Genomic DNA, 15,502 nt, shown 5'->3' on the forward strand with positions numbered 1-15,502 from the left:
CGGTCAGCGCTCGGCCGCCACGTACTCCTCACGCAGCCCGGCCCACCGGACCGGGGTCCACCTCGACCAGTCGGCGGGGTATCCGTCGAGCGCGTCCACGAGGTAGCGGAAGTGGTCGTGCCAGCCGGCCAGACAGTCCAGGCGCAGTTCGTCGTCGCCCCGGAACTCGTTGGTGAACCGCAGCAGCACATGGTCGCCGCGCGGTGGCTCCAGGTGGAAGCGGATGCGGCCGTGGAGCCCTTCGAGGGTGTACTCGGCGACCCGTTCGACGTCCCAGGCGGTGACGGTGCCGGAGGCGACCGTGGCCTGCCCGTCCTGTCCGGTATTGAGCCAGCGGAGCGTGATCGCCCCGCCGATGCGCGGTTCGAAGGGGTCGGCGGCGGCGAGCCAGCCGACCAGGCCCCCGGAACTGGCAACGGCTGCCCACACCCGCGGAACGGGGTGGGGCAGCCGTAGCGTGAACCTCAGAGTGTGCAGGTCACCGTGGGTCTCGCTGGTTCCGGGCTCGATGACCTCGGTCGCGTCGGTCATGGTTCCAGCGTGGCCCTCGGGTGCGGGATCCGCACCCGTACGGGGGAACGGTCAGACGCCGGCGTAGGAGTGCTTGCCGGTGACGAAGATGTTCACGCCGTAGTAGTTGAAGATCCAGCAGCCGAAGGCGATCAGCGCCAGGTAGGCGGCCTTGCGGCCCTTCCAGCCGGCGGTGGCGCGGGCGTGCAGGTAGCAGGCGTACGCGACCCAGGTGATGAAGGACCAGACCTCCTTGGGGTCCCAGCCCCAGTACCGGCCCCAGGCGTCGCCCGCCCAGATGGCGCCCGCGATGATCGTGAACGTCCACAGCGGGAAGACGGCGGCGTTGATGCGGTACGAGAACTTGTCGAGCGAGGCCGCCGAGGGCAGCCGGGAGAGCACGGACTGCGCGAACGCACCCGGCTCGCCCCCGTTGGCGATCTTGTTCTCGTAGCTGTCGCGGAAGAGGTACATCAGCGTGCCGACGCCGCCGAGGAAGAACACGGCACCGCAGATGATGGCGGTGGAGACGTGGATCCACAGCCAGTACGAGTGCAGTGCGGGCACCAGCTGGTCGCTGTCGGTGTAGAGCCACGTGGTCGCGATGCCGAGGTCCAGCAGGACGGTGGTGACCAGGAGCAGCCCCATCCAGCGGACGTTCTTCTTCAGCGCGAGGAGGACCAGGTACGCGCCGACCGCCACCGTGGAGAAGGTGATGGAGAACTCGTACATGTTGCCCCAGGGGGCACGCTGCACGGACAGCGCCCGGGTGACGACTCCGCCGGCCTCGACGAGGAAGGCGAGCACGGTCATGGAGACCGCCATCCGCCCGTAGAGGTCGCCCTTGAACGTGCCGCCGGCCGCGCCGGGCCCGTCCGGTACGTCGCGGGAACCGGCCGCCGCGCGCGTGATGATCTTCGGGCGGTCCATCACGGCGGTGCCGCCGCCCTGCTGCGCGACCTGCACCTTCACCGAGCCCGCGGCGCCCGCGCCCTCGGCACCGGCCCCGGTCAGCGCGGCGGCGGTGCGGCCGACCTTGCTGCGGCTGCCGAACACCCATTCGGCGATGTAGGCGAAGAAGGCCAGGGTGTAGACGGCCATCGACGAATAGATCAGCACATTGCTGGTGTGCGCCAGGTTCTCGTTGGTTGCGGCGGCGAGATTCACTTCTCAGCCCCTTCGGCAGGTTCTTCGGAGGATTCTTCGACGGAGTCGGAGTCGGAGTCGGGTTCGGAGGATGAATCGGACCCGGTACCGGGCTCGGCGTCCGGCTCGGGGGGCGCCGATTCGAAGAGCGTGCCCGCGAGGTCGGCCAGCTCCTCGGGAAGCTTCGCGGACTCGCTGCGGCCGAGACCCGCCATTTCGACGACCGTGACGCCGTCCGCGCCGCGTACCGCCCGCACCCAGACCCGGCGCCGCTGGATGAACAGCGAGCCCGCGAGTCCGGCGATGGCGGCGACGGCCCCGGTGAGCGCCCAGCCGCTGGCCGGCTGCTCCGTGATCTGGAAGCTGGCCCACTCCTGGACGCCTTCGAAGGTGATGGAGCCCGCCCCGTCGGGGAGCTTCATCGTCTCGCCGACCAGCAGCCGCTGCTTGAGCTGCTTGCCGTCGGCGTCCTTGAACTCCGTCATCTTGGACTTGTCCAGCTGGTACACGTTCTGCGCCAGCCCGGAGTCGGGGCCGAGGTAGCCGTGGAAGCCGTTGAGTGCCAGTACGGGCATGTCGGCGGCCGGGAACTGCGAGAACATCGTGCCCTTGCCGTTGCCCGCGAAGGTCGGCACGAAGAACGCCTGGAATCCCAGCTGGGTCTTCTTGCCGTTCTTGTCGCGGTAGCCGTCGAAGACCTTGATCGCGCCGGACGAGGTGACGTTGTTGTCGATGGGCAGCAGCGGCACCGCGTTCCGGTAGACCTCCTTGCCCTTGCCGTCCTTGACGGAGACGATCGGCGCGTAGCCGTGCGCGTTGAGGTAGACCTTGGTGCCGTCGATGACGAGGGGCTCGTTGACCTTGATGACACCCTTCTGCGACTTGCCGTACGCACCCTTCTCGTACGTCACATGGGCCTCGTAGGTCCTGGGCGTACCTCGCTGGGGGCCGCTGCGCTCGTACGTGCCGACGAAGTCGTCGAGCTTGAAGCTGAACGGGGCGAACGAGTCGGAGTCGAAGAGCGAACCGGACTTGAAGTCGTCGTACTGGGTGAGCGTGTTGGAGAAGCCGTCGCCCTCGACGACCAGCTTGCCGCCCTCGGACTTGTAGAGCTGTCCGACGGCGAACGCCACCAGCATCACGATCAGGGCGATGTGGAAGACCAGGTTCCCGGCCTCGCGCAGATAGCCCTTCTCCGCGGCGACCGCGTCGCCCACGGTGTGCGCGCGGTAGCGCCGCTTGCGCATCATCGCGAGCGCGGCCTCGCGGACCTGCTCGGGCTCGGCGCCGGTGCGCCAGGTGGTGTACGCGGGCAGCCTGGTCAGGCGCTTGGGGGCGCCCGGCGGGCGGCTGCGCAGCTGGCCGACGAACTGGCCGGTGCGCGGCACGATGCAGCCGATGAGCGAGATGAACAGCAGGATGTAGATCGCGGAGAACCACACCGAGCTGTAGACGTCGAAGAACTGGAGCTTCTCGTAGATCGGCGAGACGGTGGTGTGGGCCTTCTTGAAGGTCTCCACCTTGAGCTCGTCCACGCTGTTCTGCGGGATCAGCGAACCGGGGATGGCGCCGAGCGACAGCAGGAAGAGCAGGATCAGCGCGACCCGCATCGAGGTGAGCTGCCGCCAGAACCAGCGGGCCCAGCCGATGACGCCCATCGCCGGCAGCCCGGCCGAGCTCTCCTCGCTCGGGGCGGTGGAGAGATGGGAGCCCGCCGCGCCGTGGTCGGGGGCGTTCTCCCCGTCCCGCTCGTCCCGGGCCTCCCGCTCCGGGGCGGAGGGGTTGGACTTGGTGTTGCTCATGGAACTCAGATCCCCACCGTGAAGCCGTTGGACCAGACCTGCAATTGCTGCATCATCGTGCCCCACGCGCCGGTCAGCAGGAGGAGACCGGTCACGATCATCATGCCGCCACCGATGCGCATGACCCATGCGTAGTGCCGCTTGACCCAGCCGAACGCGCCGAGCGCCTTGCGGAAGGCGACGGCCGCGAGCACGAAGGGGACGCCGAGGCCGAGGCAGTACGCGACGGTCAGTATCGCCCCGCGCCCGGCGGTTCCCTGGTCCATCGCGAGGATGCTCACCGAGCTGAGCGTCGGGCCGAGGCACGGGGTCCAGCCGATCCCGAAGAGGGCGCCCAGCAGCGGTGCGCCCACCAGTCCGGTCACCGGCCTCTTGTGGATACGGAACTCACGCTGGGTCATCCAGGGCATCAGGCCCATGAAGAAGATCCCCATCAGGATCATCAGCGCGCCGAGGACCTTGGTGAGTATCCCGCTGTTGTCCTGAAGAGTCTGGCCGAAGAAGCCGAAGAGCGCGCCGCCGGAGACGAACACGGCGGTGAAGCCGAGCACGAAGAGCGAGGCACCCGCGACCATCCGCCCGCGCCGGGCCTGCGCGAGGTCCGTGCCGCTGACCCCGGTGACGTAACTGAGGTATCCCGGAACGAGCGGCAGAACGCACGGCGAGAAGAACGAGACGAGCCCGGCGAGCACGGCCAGGGGCAGGGCGACCAGCAGGGCCCCGCTCCTCACGATCTCGTCCTGGGCGGCGAGGGCGATCACCTGGTCACTTCTCCGCGACCAGCGGGTCGATCATCTTGTGCAGCTGCTCCGAGTCGAGCGCGGCCAGCGAACGGGCGGCGATCTTCCCGTCCCGGTCCAGGACCACGGTCGACGGAATGGACTGCGGACGCAGCGTGCCCTTGGGGAAGCGGAGCATGAGCTTGCCCGTCGGGTCGAAGATGCTCGGGTACGGGACTCCGTAGTCCTTCTCGAAACTCACCGCGGGGCCCTTCTGGGCATCCCGTGTGTTGATCCCGACGAACTGGACGTCCTTGCCCTTCATCTCCTTCGCGACCCGCGAGAAGTACTGGGCCTCAAGGCGGCAGGGCCCGCACCACGAGCCCCAGATGTTCAGTACGACGACCTTGCCCTTGTAGTCGGCGACGTCGAGCTGCTTGCCGTCGAGGGTCTCGCCGTCCAGCTTCGGGGCGGCCTTGCGGTCGCCCTTGTCCACGGTGGAGATGCCGCCACTGCCCGTGACGAAGTTCGTGTTACCACCGCCGCCGGCCTTGTTGCCGTCCCCGCCGCACGCGGTCAGCGTGAGGGCGAGGGCGGCGACCGCAGCGGGGGCGGCGAGCAGGGTGAAGCGGCGTCGAGGTGCGCGGCCATGGCTCATGTGAAAAGTTTCGCATGGCGGTTCCGGCGATCTCGGGCACCCCCCTCGGTGCCCGTAAAGCCCGTTGTCAGGCTTGTTTAAAGAAGGTGTTCCAGCCACCTTCGGGCGACTGTCCGACCTCCAGTGTGCGGAGCTTGTCGAGTACGGCCGGGGTCTGGACGTCGAGCCAGTCGACGAACTGCCGGAAGGAGACGAGGCGCACATCCGGCTTCCCCGCGATTCTCTTCAGCACTTCCTCGACGGCGTCCATGTAGATGCCGCCGTTCCACTCCTCGAAGTGGTTTCCGATGTAGAAGGGAGCGCGATTCGACGCGTACGCGCGATTGAAACCGGCGAGGTACGACTGGGTGGCCTGCTCGCGCCATTCGGGATACCGCGAGGGCATGCCCTTGGTCGAATTCAATGACTGGTTGGCGAGGATGTTGTAGTCCATCGAGAGGACCTCGAAGGTGTGCCCCGGGAACGGCATGGCCTGGAGCGGCAGGTCCCAGACGCCGTCCCGCTGCTTGGGCCAGACCTGGGTGCCGCCGGGCGAGCTGGCGTCGTAGCGCCAGCCGAGTCTGCTCGCGGTCGGCAGCAGATTCTCCTGGCCGAGCAGGCAGGGGGCGCGGCCGCCGATCAGTTCCTTGCGGTAGTCGAAAGGCAGCGGGTCGAGGTCGGTCCAGCCGGTGTTCGTGCGCCATTCGGTCACGAACGAGACCGCCTGATCGATTTCGTTCCGCCACTGCGTGGACGACCAGTTCGCGACCGATCCGGAACCGCTGCAGAAATGCCCGTTGAAGTGGGTGCCGATCTCGTGCCCGTCGAGCCAGGCCTGCCGGACGTTCTTCAGCGTCTCCTTGATGTGGGCGTCGGTGAGATAACCGATGTCGGAGGCGCCGACGGGGTTGTTGGGCGGCCGGTACATGGACTTCTTCGACTCGGGCAGCAGATAGAGCCCCGACAGGAAGAAGGTCATCGCCGCGTCATGCTCCTTGGCGAGTTCCAGAAAGCGCGGGAAGAGTCCATTGCCGACCTCGCCCGCCCCGTCCCAGGAAAAGATCACGAACTGCGGCGGGGTCTCGCCGGGCTCCAGCGGAACCGGCTTGGCGGGCTGGTGCGGCTGCTTTCCGGTGTCGGCGGTGGAACCGTCCCCGATCTCGCGCACGTCCTTCTTCGCGGGCCCGGTTCCGCGCGTGCTCCCGTCGGACCCCTTCTCCCCCGTGGTCCCCGGCCGACTCGTGCCCGAAGAGCCGGAGGAGCCGAAGGTGCCGCAGCCCGCCACCCCGACGGCCGCGGCGGCTCCAAGCCCGGCTCCGAGCAGACCCCTTCGGCTGATGTCGCGCATGATTACCCCATCTGCGGTCGTTTTGCCTTAAGTCCATACAAACTGGCGATGGGTTAGATGGCGGAATCAACACGGGGGTTCCGCTGATAAGCACACAATTCGTTACGTGACTAGGTCTTGGCCATGACCGAACACATGACCTAGCAGGCGGGGCGGGACAGGGCGGGAGCAGCGCTCGACCGCCATCGCAGACCGCCGTCACGGACCGCAGACGAATCGCCGGACGGGCGAAAGATCAAGCCCGTCCGGCGATGGAGAACCAAACATCGACCAAGAACAAACCAGCACCCGGCGACCGGTCCCGGGCCCGGGACCCCCGCGCCCCGCGCCGTTCCCGCCCCCGCCGGCTCATGGGCCGGCTACGCGCCGAACGCCTTCGACTTCCCCTTCACCGGCTTCGCCCCGGCCCGCAGATGCGCCGGCACCAGGTCACGCGCCGGCTCCGAGTACCCGACCGACACGATCTTGTCGCCCTGGTACGTGAAGCTGGTCAGCGAGGCGAGGGTGCACTGCCGCTTGCGCGGGTCGTGCCACAGCCGCCGCCGCTCGACGAAGCTGCGCACGATCCAGATCGGCAGCTGGTGGCTGACGCACACCGCCTCGTGGCCGCGGGCCGCGTCGCGCGCCGCGTCCAGCGCGCCCATCATCCGTACGACTTGCTCGATGTACGGCTCGCCCCACGACGGGCGGAACGGGTTCGTCAGGTGCTTCCAGTTGTCCGGCTTGCGCAGCGCGCCGTCACCGACGCCGAAGGTCTTGCCCTCGAAGACGTTGGCCGCCTCGATGAGCCGCCCGTCGGTGGCCAGGTCCAGGCCGTGCGACTTGGCGATCGGGGTCGCCGTCTCCTGGGCGCGCTCCAGCGGCGAGGCGACGACATGGGTGATGTCGCGGCCGGTCAGGTGCTCGGCGACCCGGTCGGCCATCTGCCGGCCGAGCTCGGAGAGGTGGTAGCCGGGGCGGCGCCCGTAGAGCACACCCTCGGGGTTGTGCACCTCGCCGTGCCGCATCAGATGGACGACGGTGATGTCCTTGCCGTCCTTGCCCTTGCGGGCTCCGTCTTCCTGCTTGCCGCTTCGGTTCTCCTCCTCACGGCTTTCGTTCTCGCTCATGCGGTGGCCTCCGAGGCGGCGCGGGCGGCGGCGGGCAGGGCGGCGGCGATGCGCTCGACGGCCTGCGTGTCGTGGGCGGTGGAGACGAACCAGGACTCGAAGGCCGACGGCGGCAGGTAGACGCCCTGCGACAGCAGCGAGTGGAAGAAGGCGGTGAAGCGGAAAGCTTCCTGCTGCTTGGCGTCCTCGTAGTTCCGCACCGGGCGGTCGGTGAAGAAGACGGAGAACATGTTGCTCGCCGCCTGCACGGTGTGGGCCACGCCCTCCTTGTCCAGCGCCTCGCTGACCAGGCCGCGGATCTCCGCGGAGACCGCGTCCACCTTGGCGTACGCCGCGTCGTCGAGCAGCCGCAGCTGGGCGAGGCCGGCGGCGGTGGCGATCGGGTTCCCGGAGAGGGTGCCCGCCTGGTAGACGGGGCCGGCCGGGGCGAGGTGGGCCATCACGTCCGCGCGGCCGCCGAAGGCCGCGGCCGGGAAGCCGCCGCCCATGACCTTGCCGAAGGTCATCAGGTCGGGCCGCACGCCGTCGACGCCGAACCAGCCGGCCTTCGACGTGCGGAACCCGGTCATGACCTCGTCGGAGATGTAGAGCGCACCGTTCGCGGCGCACAGCTCCTTGAGCCCGGCGTTGAAACCGTCCAGCGGCGGTACGACGCCCATGTTGCCCGGCGATGCCTCGGTGATCACACAGGCGATCTCGCCGGGGTGCGCGGCGAACGCCTCGCGGACGGCGTCCAGGTCGTTGTACGGCAGCACGATCGTGTCGCCGGCCTGCGCACCGGTGACCCCGGGGGTGTCCGGGAGGCCGAAGGTCGCGACCCCGGAACCGGCGGCGGCGAGCAGCGCGTCGACGTGGCCGTGGTAGCAGCCGGCGAACTTCACCACCTTGGCCCGGCCGGTGAATCCACGGGCGAGGCGGATCGCGGACATGGTCGCCTCGGTGCCGGACGACACCAGCCGCACCTGCTCCACGGGCTCGACCCGGGCCACGATCTCCTCGGCGAGCGCGACCTCGCCCTCACCGGGCGTACCGAACGAGGTACCGCGGGCGACGGCCTCCTGGACTGCGGCGATGACCTCCGGGTGGGAGTGGCCGAGGATCATCGGCCCCCACGAGCACACGAGGTCGACATACTCACGGCCGTCGGCGTCGGTGAGATACGGACCGCTGCCGGACACCATGAAGCGGGGCGTACCGCCCACGGCCCGGAAGGCACGTACGGGAGAGTTCACGCCGCCGGGCGTCACGAGGGACGCGCGGTCGAAAAGCGTCTGCGAAACTGGGGCGTCATAGGGAAAGCTCACACAAGCCATGGTGTCAGAGCCGCGGACGGTCTTGCGGACAGGTGTTTCACCGCACGCCTGTGGGGGAGGTCACTGACACGATGATCGGGTTGCACGGCGGGGGCTGTGTCTCCTAAGTAGTAGTCGGGTGGATGAGATATGCATCGCGGTGGCGGAGTGGGCGAAGGGACCGACGACCTGGGGCCCGAGCCTGCCCGGCGGGGTCGGCACCGGCGTGATGCGGAGCGCGAGCAAGGCATACGGGCCGGTGGGGCGCAGGGTGGCGGAGCCGGGAGCAGGAGTGGTGGCCGGGTGGGGGTGACCTACAAGTACTTCGGTGCCCCCGACGGGGCCACCGCGGCACGCGTGCCCATTTCGATGCGCCCCGAGGAGCTCGGCGGCGACGAACTGGGCATGGGCGGCATGTTCACCAAGATCAAGCCGGAGACGGTGGCGGCGATGGTCCTCACCGGAATCCAGGGCATACCCCTGCACAAGGTCCCGCCGCTCGAACTGGTGGTGCTGCACCCCGACTACGCGGTGGTCAAGCTTCCGATGACGGTCGTCGACCCGCTGCGCGGCGTCGGCGAGGAGTCGGTGGGCGCCGCGGCGTTCATCTGGTCCACGGTCCCGGACCGCGGCGGCCCGCGCGACGCGTTCAACGTCTACCAGCTCCTGCACGAGTGGCAGGACTTCTCGCACCGGCTGCACGACGCGGGACACCAGGCGTACTGCCTGGTCTGGCCCTGACCCGGGGATCGTGGGCCGTCCCGTACGAAACCGGCGTCCGGCGGCGGGGCGGTGGCCCGGGGGCGGGGAAGCGCGGCCCCCGCGGGAACAGCGCCGCGCGCGGCCGCGGGGTGGCGTCCTCGCCCACCCCGCGGCCGCGCGCGGATGAATCAGAGATGAAGCTGAATCAGAGATGAAGCGGAAGGTCAGGCGGCCACGGAAGCGGCCGAGCGCACCTTGCCGATCACCTCGGTGATGGCGGTGACGACCTCGGCGTCGTCGGCCGGGTGGGTCTCCGCGAAGCGCGTCACGGAGCCCGGGATTGACAGCTTGACGTCCTCCAGGACCACGGCACCCGCGATGCCGGCGGACTTGCGGGCGTCGTCCTGCGCCCAGACGCCGCCGTACTGACCGAAGGCGGTGCCGACCACGGCGACCGGCTTGCCGGCGATGGCGCCGGCGCCGAACGGGCGGGACAGCCAGTCGATGGCGTTCTTCAGGACGGCCGGCATGGTGCCGTTGTACTCGGGCGAGAAGAGCAGGAACGCGTCGGCGTTCGCAGCCACCTCACGCAGCCGGGCGGCAGCGGCCGGGACGCTTCCCTCGACATCGAGGTCCTCGTTGTAGAAGGGCACCTCGGCCAGGCCCTCGAACAGCTCGATCTCGGAGCCCTCAGGGGCGTGCTTGGCGGCGGCTTCGGCGAGCTGGCGGTTGTGCGAACCGGCGCGGAGGCTGCCGACGAGCGCGAGGATGCGTACAGACATGGGTAACTCCCGGGAGGCGGAGAGGCAGGTACATCGAAATACGTCGAACACGTCGAGTGCGTCGAACACGTCGTATCAAGCGGACCGTGGTCCGTTTAAAGTTGTACCACCTAAACGGACCGCGGTCCACTTGTCTCTTCCGGGCGTTACTCTGAGGACATGACCGGCTCCGCCACCCCTCCGACGCCGAGACCGCCCGAACCCGGAGAAGCACGGACGAGCCTCCCGCTCGCCCCGATCGACGAACCCCCGCAGCTGCGGGCGGACGCGGCACGCAACCGCACGCTCCTGCTGGACGCCGCCTCCCGGCTCCTGACCGGATGCGGGGCGGCGGACCTGACCATGGAGTCGGTGGCCGCCGCGGCGGGGGTGGGCAAGGGAACGGTCTTCCGGCGCTTCGGCGACCGGGCCGGGCTCCTGCTCGCGCTCCTGGACCACCGGGAGAAGCAGCTCCAGGCCGCCTTCCTCTCCGGCCCGCCGCCACTGGGCCCGGACGCCCCCGCGGCGGAGCGGCTGCACGCCTTCGGGCCCGCCGTCCTGCGCCACGAACGCGACAACCACCCGCTGATTTTGGCCAGCCGTACCGACCCGCTGCGCAACTACACCGTCCCGGCGCTCCGGCTGCGCCTCAACCACCTCGCGATGCTGCTGCGGCAGGCGAAGGTGCCCGGCGATCCGGAGCTGCTCGCGCACACGCTGCTGGCCTCCATCGACGCCGCCCTCGTCCACCACCTCACCATCGAGCGCGGCATACCGGTGGAGCACCTGGAGGCGGCCTGGCACCACCTGGTCACCCGCCTGGGGGCACCCGCCTGAGGACGCCTCGGGCAACCGCCCGAGTACGTCCCGGGGCGTTCGTCCGCGGCCGGCTCCGGGCAACCGCCCGGTCCCGGGCCCCTCGACCACGGTCCCCACCCGGCGAGACCCCGGAAACCCGGGCCGTCTCCCGTACCGTCCCGGCGGCACTTGATACATGCTGGAAAGACATCGACAGTTCCCGATCCGCGGGGGTCAGATGTCCGCCCAGACGCTCACCGACACGGTGGTGACCGACCTCGTCGCCGACGCCACCGCCGCACCGTCCATGCACAACGCCCAGCCCTGGCTCTTCCGGTACTCGCGCGGCGACCGCACGCTCGCCCTCCGGGCCGACTTCGAGCGCGCGCTGCCTGCGGCCGACCCCTCGGCCCGCGCCCTGCACGTGGGCTGCGGCGCGGCCCTGCTGAACCTGCGGGTGTCCGCCGCCCACCACGGCCTGAGCGCGGCCACCACGTTGCTGCCCGCCCCGTCGGATCCGGCGTTCCTGGCGGCCGTACGGCTCGACACCGCTCCCGGCAGCCGCCCCGGCACCCCGGGCGACCGGGCCGACGAAGCGCTCCGCGCCCTCCACCCCGCGATCGCGGAGCGGCACACCAGCCGCTACCCGTTCGACGAGCAGCCGATCCCCGACGACGTCCGCGCACGCCTCGTGGACGCGGCCCGTACCGAGGGCGCGGACCTCGCGTTCCTGGCCCCGCCCCATCTGGAGACCGTGCTCGACCTGATCCGGGACGCCGAGGGATACGACCGCGCCGACCCGGCACGGGAGGCCGAGCAGGAGCACTGGGCCCGGTTCACCAGGACCGACGCACCGGACGACGGCATCCCCGACTACGCCTTCGGCCCGCGCGACGCCTCCGAGCGGGCGATCAACCGCGATTTCACCGGCACCCGCGCCCCCGCCGGCCGGCCCCGCGTCCTGTTCGAGCGACGGCCGCAGCTGGCCCTGCTGAGCACCGAGAACGACCGTCCGGCGGACTGGCTCCGCGCCGGTCAGGCGCTGGAGCGCGTCCTGCTCGCCGCCACGCTGGACGCGGTGTCCACCTCGTTCGCGACCCAGCCCGTCGAATGGCCGGACCTGCGCTGGGTCCTGCGCGACCCGCTCCACGGCACGGGACACCCCCAGATGATCATCCGCATGGGTTACGGGCCCACTGGGCCGCGGACACCGCGCCGCCGCCCAGACCGGGTGCTGACGATCGAGCCGTAGGAACGGTCGGCACACCGTGGAGACGATCGGACCGACGCGGAGACGATCGGACCGACGTGGAGACGATCGGACCGACGTGGAAGCGATCGGACCGACGCGGAAGCGGGAAGGACGGTGGGAGCGATGGGGCTTCCGGTGGTCGTCGGGGTGGACGGCTCGGAGGGCAGCCTGCGGGCCCTGGACTGGGCCGCGGCGGAAGCGGCCCGTACCCGGCTCCCCCTGCGCGTCGTCCACGCGTCGTTGTGGGAGCACTACGAGGGCCTGCGGCCCCCCGCCGACCCCCAGGTCCCCGGCGAGCAGCTCCTCGCCGAGCATCTGGTCGCCTCGGCCCGGGACCGAGTACGGGATCTCAGTCCCGAGGTGAGCGTGGTGGCCGACGTGCAGCCCGAGGACCCGGTGGCCGCCCTCGTGCGGGAGAGCCACGAGGCGTCACTCGTCGTCCTGGGCTCCCGGGGCCGGGGCCGGATCGCCGGAATGCTGCTGGGGTCCGTGGGACTGGCGCTGGCCGGCCGGTCGCACTGCCCGGTCGTGGTGGTTCCGGCGCGGCAGCCCGGCGCACCGGCGACACCCGGCCGCGTCGTCGTCGGGATCAGCGACGCCACCGGCCCGTCGGCCGCCGCCGTCTTCGCCCTGGCCCAGGCCGCGTCGCGACACGGCGAGCTCACCGCCGTACGCGCCTGGCGCCGCCCCGCGCACGCGCTCCTCAGCCACCCGCCCCTCCCCGGCTCCTCCTCTTCCGCCCACCGCCACCAGGCCGAGGAACACCTCGAAGAGGTCCTGAAGGCCCTGGAAACCCTGGAGGCGCGGAAGAAGCAGGACACGCAGGAGGCCCGGGACGGCTCCGGAGCCGTCGTCATCCACCGGTCGGTGGCGCAGGGACCGGCGCACCAGGTGCTGATCGAAGCCGCCGAGACCGCGGAACTCCTGGTCGTCGGCGCCCGGCGGACCAGCGTATGGCTCGGTCTCCAACTGGGCCCGGTCAACCACGCGGTGCTGCACTACTCGCCCTGCCCGGTGGCCGTCGTCCCGGACACCTACCAGGTCTGAGGCCGCCGACCGGGCTTCCTTCGGCCGGCCTTACGGTTCTCCCCGTACCGACGCGCCGACGTACGAGTCGGCGCGCTCACGCACGACACGAACGGGGAGGGCCCACCCCATGGCCGACACCGCCGCCGCACGCCTCGTCACCACACTCGCCGCACCGCTGGACCGCGCACAGAACACGGCGGACGCCCCGCAGCTCCTGCACTGGCCGGACGCGACACCCGGGGCCGGCGGCGGGCCGCGGACAGCCGGCCGACGCCTGCTCGTCCAGCGCGGCGACGCCGAACTGGTCGCCGTCGACCCCGGCGACCCGGACGCGGCGCCGGTCCGCTTCCCCGCGCCCTGGCCCCGCGACTTCGGCACCTGCACGGTGTCGCCGCGCGGCGGGCTCGCGGTCTTCGCCGGGGTGCACGCGGTGCGCGCGGTGGATCCCACGGGGTCGGTGCGCTGGGAGGTGCGGCACGGCTGCTGGGACGGCAGCTGCCGCACGCTCCACAGCACGTACGAGGAGTACGCGGCGGACCGCCGGCATCTGTACGCGGACAGCGGCTCGGCCGTGTTCTCCGCCGACGGGGCGCTGGTCTGGGCCCATATCCGCGGGCCGGTCGCCGCGTCCGGGCCCGATCCGGAGGCACTGGACGAGTGGCTGGTCATCGACGCCGCCGACGGACGGGTGCTCGGCCGGGCGGAGACCGAGACGGTGGCGGCCGGTTCCGATCACGTCCCGCATCCCGACCCCGCCCGGATGGGGCTGAGCGTCGGCGAGGGCCAGGACGGGGTGCCGCTGCGGTGGGGCCGGTGGGACGGCGAGAAGCTCTCCGTCGAGCAGTTCTGCAACGACGAACGGATCCTGACGGGGGTGAGCCCCTCGGGGGGCCGCTTCGTGACGGTGACCCATTACGAGGAGACGCTCGGCGTGCACCGGATCGACGACGGTTCCGTACTCGCCGAACTCGACGCCGAGCACGCCGTCCCCCGCCACCCCGAGGCCGATCCCGACGACCAGGACGCCGACGAGACGCTCTGGGACTACGAGTGCGGCTTCCTCGACGAGGAGACCCTCATCGCCGGTACGGCGGAGCGGGACTACGAGTACGGCGAGCAGCGCCACTGGCTGGTGAGCACGGCCGGGTCGCAGATGCGGGTGGCCGCGCAGGTCACGTACCCGTTCCCGATATCCGGCGCACCCACGGCGCTCGGCGACGGTACCTGGTACACGGTGTCGGAGCCGGGCGACGCGGTGCATGTGTGGAGCCGGTAGACCGGCCGGATCACGGCCGAGGCGATGGCTGAATCGTTGGCTGAATCATTGCCGGAATCATTGGCCGAAGAAAGATCTTCAGCCGGCCCGGCGAACCTGCCGATGCAGAAGAGACCTGCCTTGGTCCCGTGTGCGCGAGGAGGTCTGCCGTGGGCGACACCCTGCTGGCCCTGTCCATCCCCGTACTGCTCTTCGCCTGCGGCATCTACGCGGCGCGCGAGAGCTGCTGGCGGCGTCGGCGCCCGGCGCCCCCGTCCCCGTATCCCACCGGGCGGCCCACCGGGCGGCCCGGTGGGACGAGCGCGCGATGCTGGTGGACGCCGAGGGCGTCGTGGACGGCGCGCTGACCGGACTGGACGGCCTCTACGACACCACGGGGGCTTCGGAGGGCGGGTCCCCGGAGGCATCGGAGGGCCGGGGCCAGGAGGCATCGGAGGGCCGGGGTCCGGAGGCTTCGGAGGGCGGGGGCCAGGACCCTCGCCCTCCGGCCGCCGGCATCAGGCGCCGGGCGGCCGCCAGCCGGGATCCCGGCCGGTCAGAGCGAGCACCTCGTCGAAGGGGCCAGCCCCGTCCGGCACGGGGTACGGCTCGCCGAACACCTTCGCCTCCCTGGCCATCGGGGCCATGGCGGTCAGCGCGGGACCGATCTCGCCCAGTACGGACTCGTCCGGGGTGAACTCCTGGCCGGTGGCCCGCGCCAGGTCCCAGGCGTGGACGGTCAGATCGCCCAGCACCATGTTCCCGACGGTCCTGGCCGGAAGCCCCATGGCCCCTGTGGTCCCCTCGTCCGCGCCGGGCACGGCCCAGGCCGCCACCAGCGCGGCCGCCTCCTCGCCGAAGCGGGCCCGCCAGTCCCCGGTGACGACGTCCGGCGTCGTACCGAAATCGACCTCCTGCCTGGCCGCCAGGGCCTGGAAGTTGACGATCACTTGGAAGAGATGGTTGATCAGAGCCCGTACGTCGTACTCCGCGCACGGCGTGGGCGCGCCGAGGCTGTTGTCGTCGATCCCGTCCAGCACGGTCACGGCCGGTCCGACGGCCGTATCCAGCAACTCACTGATCCTCGTCATCGTTCGACGATGCACGACCGGGCGGACGAGCGCTTGAAGAAACGCGACATC

General features: G+C 70.6%; 16 protein-coding genes. 6 read left to right on the forward strand and 10 right to left on the reverse strand.

Annotation, left to right across the window (positions count from 1 at the left end; all coding sequences use genetic code 11):
• Window positions 1-3: 3 nt before the first annotated feature.
• From ACFYY1_RS16130 to hemL, 8 genes are all read right to left on the reverse strand, one after another.
• Window positions 4-531 (reverse strand): hypothetical protein, encoded by a 528-nt coding sequence (locus ACFYY1_RS16130; protein WP_388585358.1) that lies wholly within the window; start codon window positions 529-531, stop codon window positions 4-6.
• A 51-nt stretch (window positions 532-582) separates the two neighbouring features.
• Window positions 583-1,677, reverse strand: a complete 1,095-nt coding sequence (gene ccsB / locus ACFYY1_RS16135) for a c-type cytochrome biogenesis protein CcsB (RefSeq protein WP_388585359.1) — start codon at window positions 1,675-1,677, stop codon at window positions 583-585.
• Window positions 1,674-3,458, reverse strand: coding sequence for a cytochrome c biogenesis protein ResB (locus tag ACFYY1_RS16140; protein ID WP_388585361.1), 1,785 nt, complete (start codon window positions 3,456-3,458; stop codon window positions 1,674-1,676). Before ACFYY1_RS16140 ends, ccsB begins: the two co-directional genes overlap by 4 nt.
• A gap of 5 nt (window positions 3,459-3,463) precedes the next feature.
• The gene (locus ACFYY1_RS16145) at window positions 3,464-4,219 is read right to left on the reverse strand and encodes a cytochrome c biogenesis CcdA family protein (RefSeq protein WP_388585362.1); all 756 of its coding nucleotides are present in this window, start codon (window positions 4,217-4,219) and stop codon (window positions 3,464-3,466) included.
• 4 nt (window positions 4,220-4,223) lie between these two features.
• Window positions 4,224-4,835, reverse strand: coding sequence for a TlpA family protein disulfide reductase (locus ACFYY1_RS16150; RefSeq protein ID WP_388585365.1), 612 nt, complete (start codon window positions 4,833-4,835; stop codon window positions 4,224-4,226).
• Window positions 4,836-4,902: 67 nt separating this feature from the next.
• Entirely contained in the window at window positions 4,903-6,162 is a 1,260-nt protein-coding gene (locus tag ACFYY1_RS16155; RefSeq protein ID WP_388585368.1) for a hypothetical protein, read from the reverse strand.
• A 359-nt stretch (window positions 6,163-6,521) separates the two neighbouring features.
• Window positions 6,522-7,169 carry a histidine phosphatase family protein gene (locus tag ACFYY1_RS16160; protein WP_388585530.1) on the reverse strand — a complete coding sequence of 216 codons (648 nt, stop codon included), beginning with the start codon at window positions 7,167-7,169 and terminating at the stop codon, window positions 6,522-6,524.
• Between the two features lie 98 nt (window positions 7,170-7,267).
• Window positions 7,268-8,584 carry a glutamate-1-semialdehyde 2,1-aminomutase gene (gene hemL / locus ACFYY1_RS16165; protein ID WP_388585369.1) on the reverse strand — a complete coding sequence of 439 codons (1,317 nt, stop codon included), beginning with the start codon at window positions 8,582-8,584 and terminating at the stop codon, window positions 7,268-7,270.
• Between the two features lie 129 nt (window positions 8,585-8,713).
• Between hemL and ACFYY1_RS16170 the strand changes: the two genes are divergently transcribed.
• Window positions 8,714-9,304, forward strand: a complete 591-nt coding sequence (locus ACFYY1_RS16170) for a hypothetical protein (protein WP_388585371.1) — start codon at window positions 8,714-8,716, stop codon at window positions 9,302-9,304.
• Window positions 9,305-9,489: 185 nt separating this feature from the next.
• On the opposite strand, the gene ACFYY1_RS16175 is transcribed toward ACFYY1_RS16170, so the two are convergent.
• Window positions 9,490-10,047 (reverse strand): NADPH-dependent FMN reductase, encoded by a 558-nt coding sequence (locus ACFYY1_RS16175; protein WP_388585373.1) that lies wholly within the window; start codon window positions 10,045-10,047, stop codon window positions 9,490-9,492.
• A gap of 159 nt (window positions 10,048-10,206) precedes the next feature.
• On the opposite strand from ACFYY1_RS16175, the gene ACFYY1_RS16180 reads away from it, so the two are divergent.
• The 5 genes from ACFYY1_RS16180 to ACFYY1_RS16200 all read left to right on the forward strand — a co-directional run bounded on the left by ACFYY1_RS16180 (window position 10,207) and on the right by ACFYY1_RS16200 (window position 14,728).
• Window positions 10,207-10,863, forward strand: a complete 657-nt coding sequence (locus tag ACFYY1_RS16180) for a TetR/AcrR family transcriptional regulator (RefSeq protein WP_388585376.1) — start codon at window positions 10,207-10,209, stop codon at window positions 10,861-10,863.
• Window positions 10,864-11,062: 199 nt separating this feature from the next.
• Window positions 11,063-12,076, forward strand: coding sequence for an Acg family FMN-binding oxidoreductase (locus ACFYY1_RS16185; protein WP_388585377.1), 1,014 nt, complete (start codon window positions 11,063-11,065; stop codon window positions 12,074-12,076).
• Window positions 12,077-12,199: 123 nt separating this feature from the next.
• Window positions 12,200-13,123 (forward strand): universal stress protein, encoded by a 924-nt coding sequence (locus tag ACFYY1_RS16190; RefSeq protein WP_388585380.1) that lies wholly within the window; start codon window positions 12,200-12,202, stop codon window positions 13,121-13,123.
• Window positions 13,124-13,232: 109 nt separating this feature from the next.
• Window positions 13,233-14,381 (forward strand): hypothetical protein, encoded by a 1,149-nt coding sequence (locus ACFYY1_RS16195; RefSeq protein WP_388585382.1) that lies wholly within the window; start codon window positions 13,233-13,235, stop codon window positions 14,379-14,381.
• Between the two features lie 149 nt (window positions 14,382-14,530).
• Window positions 14,531-14,728, forward strand: coding sequence for a hypothetical protein (locus tag ACFYY1_RS16200; protein WP_388585384.1), 198 nt, complete (start codon window positions 14,531-14,533; stop codon window positions 14,726-14,728).
• A 150-nt stretch (window positions 14,729-14,878) separates the two neighbouring features.
• On the opposite strand, the gene ACFYY1_RS16205 is transcribed toward ACFYY1_RS16200, so the two are convergent.
• Window positions 14,879-15,451, reverse strand: coding sequence for a TIGR03086 family metal-binding protein (locus ACFYY1_RS16205; protein WP_388585387.1), 573 nt, complete (start codon window positions 15,449-15,451; stop codon window positions 14,879-14,881).
• Between the last annotated feature and the right edge of the window lie 51 nt (window positions 15,452-15,502).

The sequence above is a fragment of the Streptomyces sp. NPDC001890 genome, from assembly GCF_042891445.1.
In the GTDB taxonomy this organism is placed as follows: domain Bacteria; phylum Actinomycetota; class Actinomycetes; order Streptomycetales; family Streptomycetaceae; genus Streptomyces.

What these genes read in the sequence shown, in the direction of transcription:
- ACFYY1_RS16130 (WP_388585358.1), bottom strand. Translation starts at nt 531, where the DNA reads ATGACCGACGCGACCGAGGTCATCGAGCCCGGAACCAGCGAGACCCAC.
- ACFYY1_RS16140 (WP_388585361.1), bottom strand. Translation starts at nt 3,458, where the DNA reads ATGAGCAACACCAAGTCCAACCCCTCCGCCCCGGAGCGGGAGGCCCGG.
- ACFYY1_RS16150 (WP_388585365.1), bottom strand. Translation starts at nt 4,835, where the DNA reads ATGAGCCATGGCCGCGCACCTCGACGCCGCTTCACCCTGCTCGCCGCC.
- ACFYY1_RS16155 (WP_388585368.1), bottom strand. Translation starts at nt 6,162, where the DNA reads ATGCGCGACATCAGCCGAAGGGGTCTGCTCGGAGCCGGGCTTGGAGCC.
- ACFYY1_RS16160 (WP_388585530.1), bottom strand. Translation starts at nt 7,169, where the DNA reads ATGCGGCACGGCGAGGTGCACAACCCCGAGGGTGTGCTCTACGGGCGC.
- hemL (WP_388585369.1), bottom strand. Translation starts at nt 8,584, where the DNA reads ATGGCTTGTGTGAGCTTTCCCTATGACGCCCCAGTTTCGCAGACGCTT.
- ACFYY1_RS16170 (WP_388585371.1), top strand. Translation starts at nt 8,714, where the DNA reads ATGCATCGCGGTGGCGGAGTGGGCGAAGGGACCGACGACCTGGGGCCC.
- ACFYY1_RS16175 (WP_388585373.1), bottom strand. Translation starts at nt 10,047, where the DNA reads ATGTCTGTACGCATCCTCGCGCTCGTCGGCAGCCTCCGCGCCGGTTCG.
- ACFYY1_RS16180 (WP_388585376.1), top strand. Translation starts at nt 10,207, where the DNA reads ATGACCGGCTCCGCCACCCCTCCGACGCCGAGACCGCCCGAACCCGGA.
- ACFYY1_RS16185 (WP_388585377.1), top strand. Translation starts at nt 11,063, where the DNA reads ATGTCCGCCCAGACGCTCACCGACACGGTGGTGACCGACCTCGTCGCC.
- ACFYY1_RS16190 (WP_388585380.1), top strand. Translation starts at nt 12,200, where the DNA reads ATGGGGCTTCCGGTGGTCGTCGGGGTGGACGGCTCGGAGGGCAGCCTG.
- ACFYY1_RS16195 (WP_388585382.1), top strand. Translation starts at nt 13,233, where the DNA reads ATGGCCGACACCGCCGCCGCACGCCTCGTCACCACACTCGCCGCACCG.
- ACFYY1_RS16205 (WP_388585387.1), bottom strand. Translation starts at nt 15,451, where the DNA reads ATGACGAGGATCAGTGAGTTGCTGGATACGGCCGTCGGACCGGCCGTG.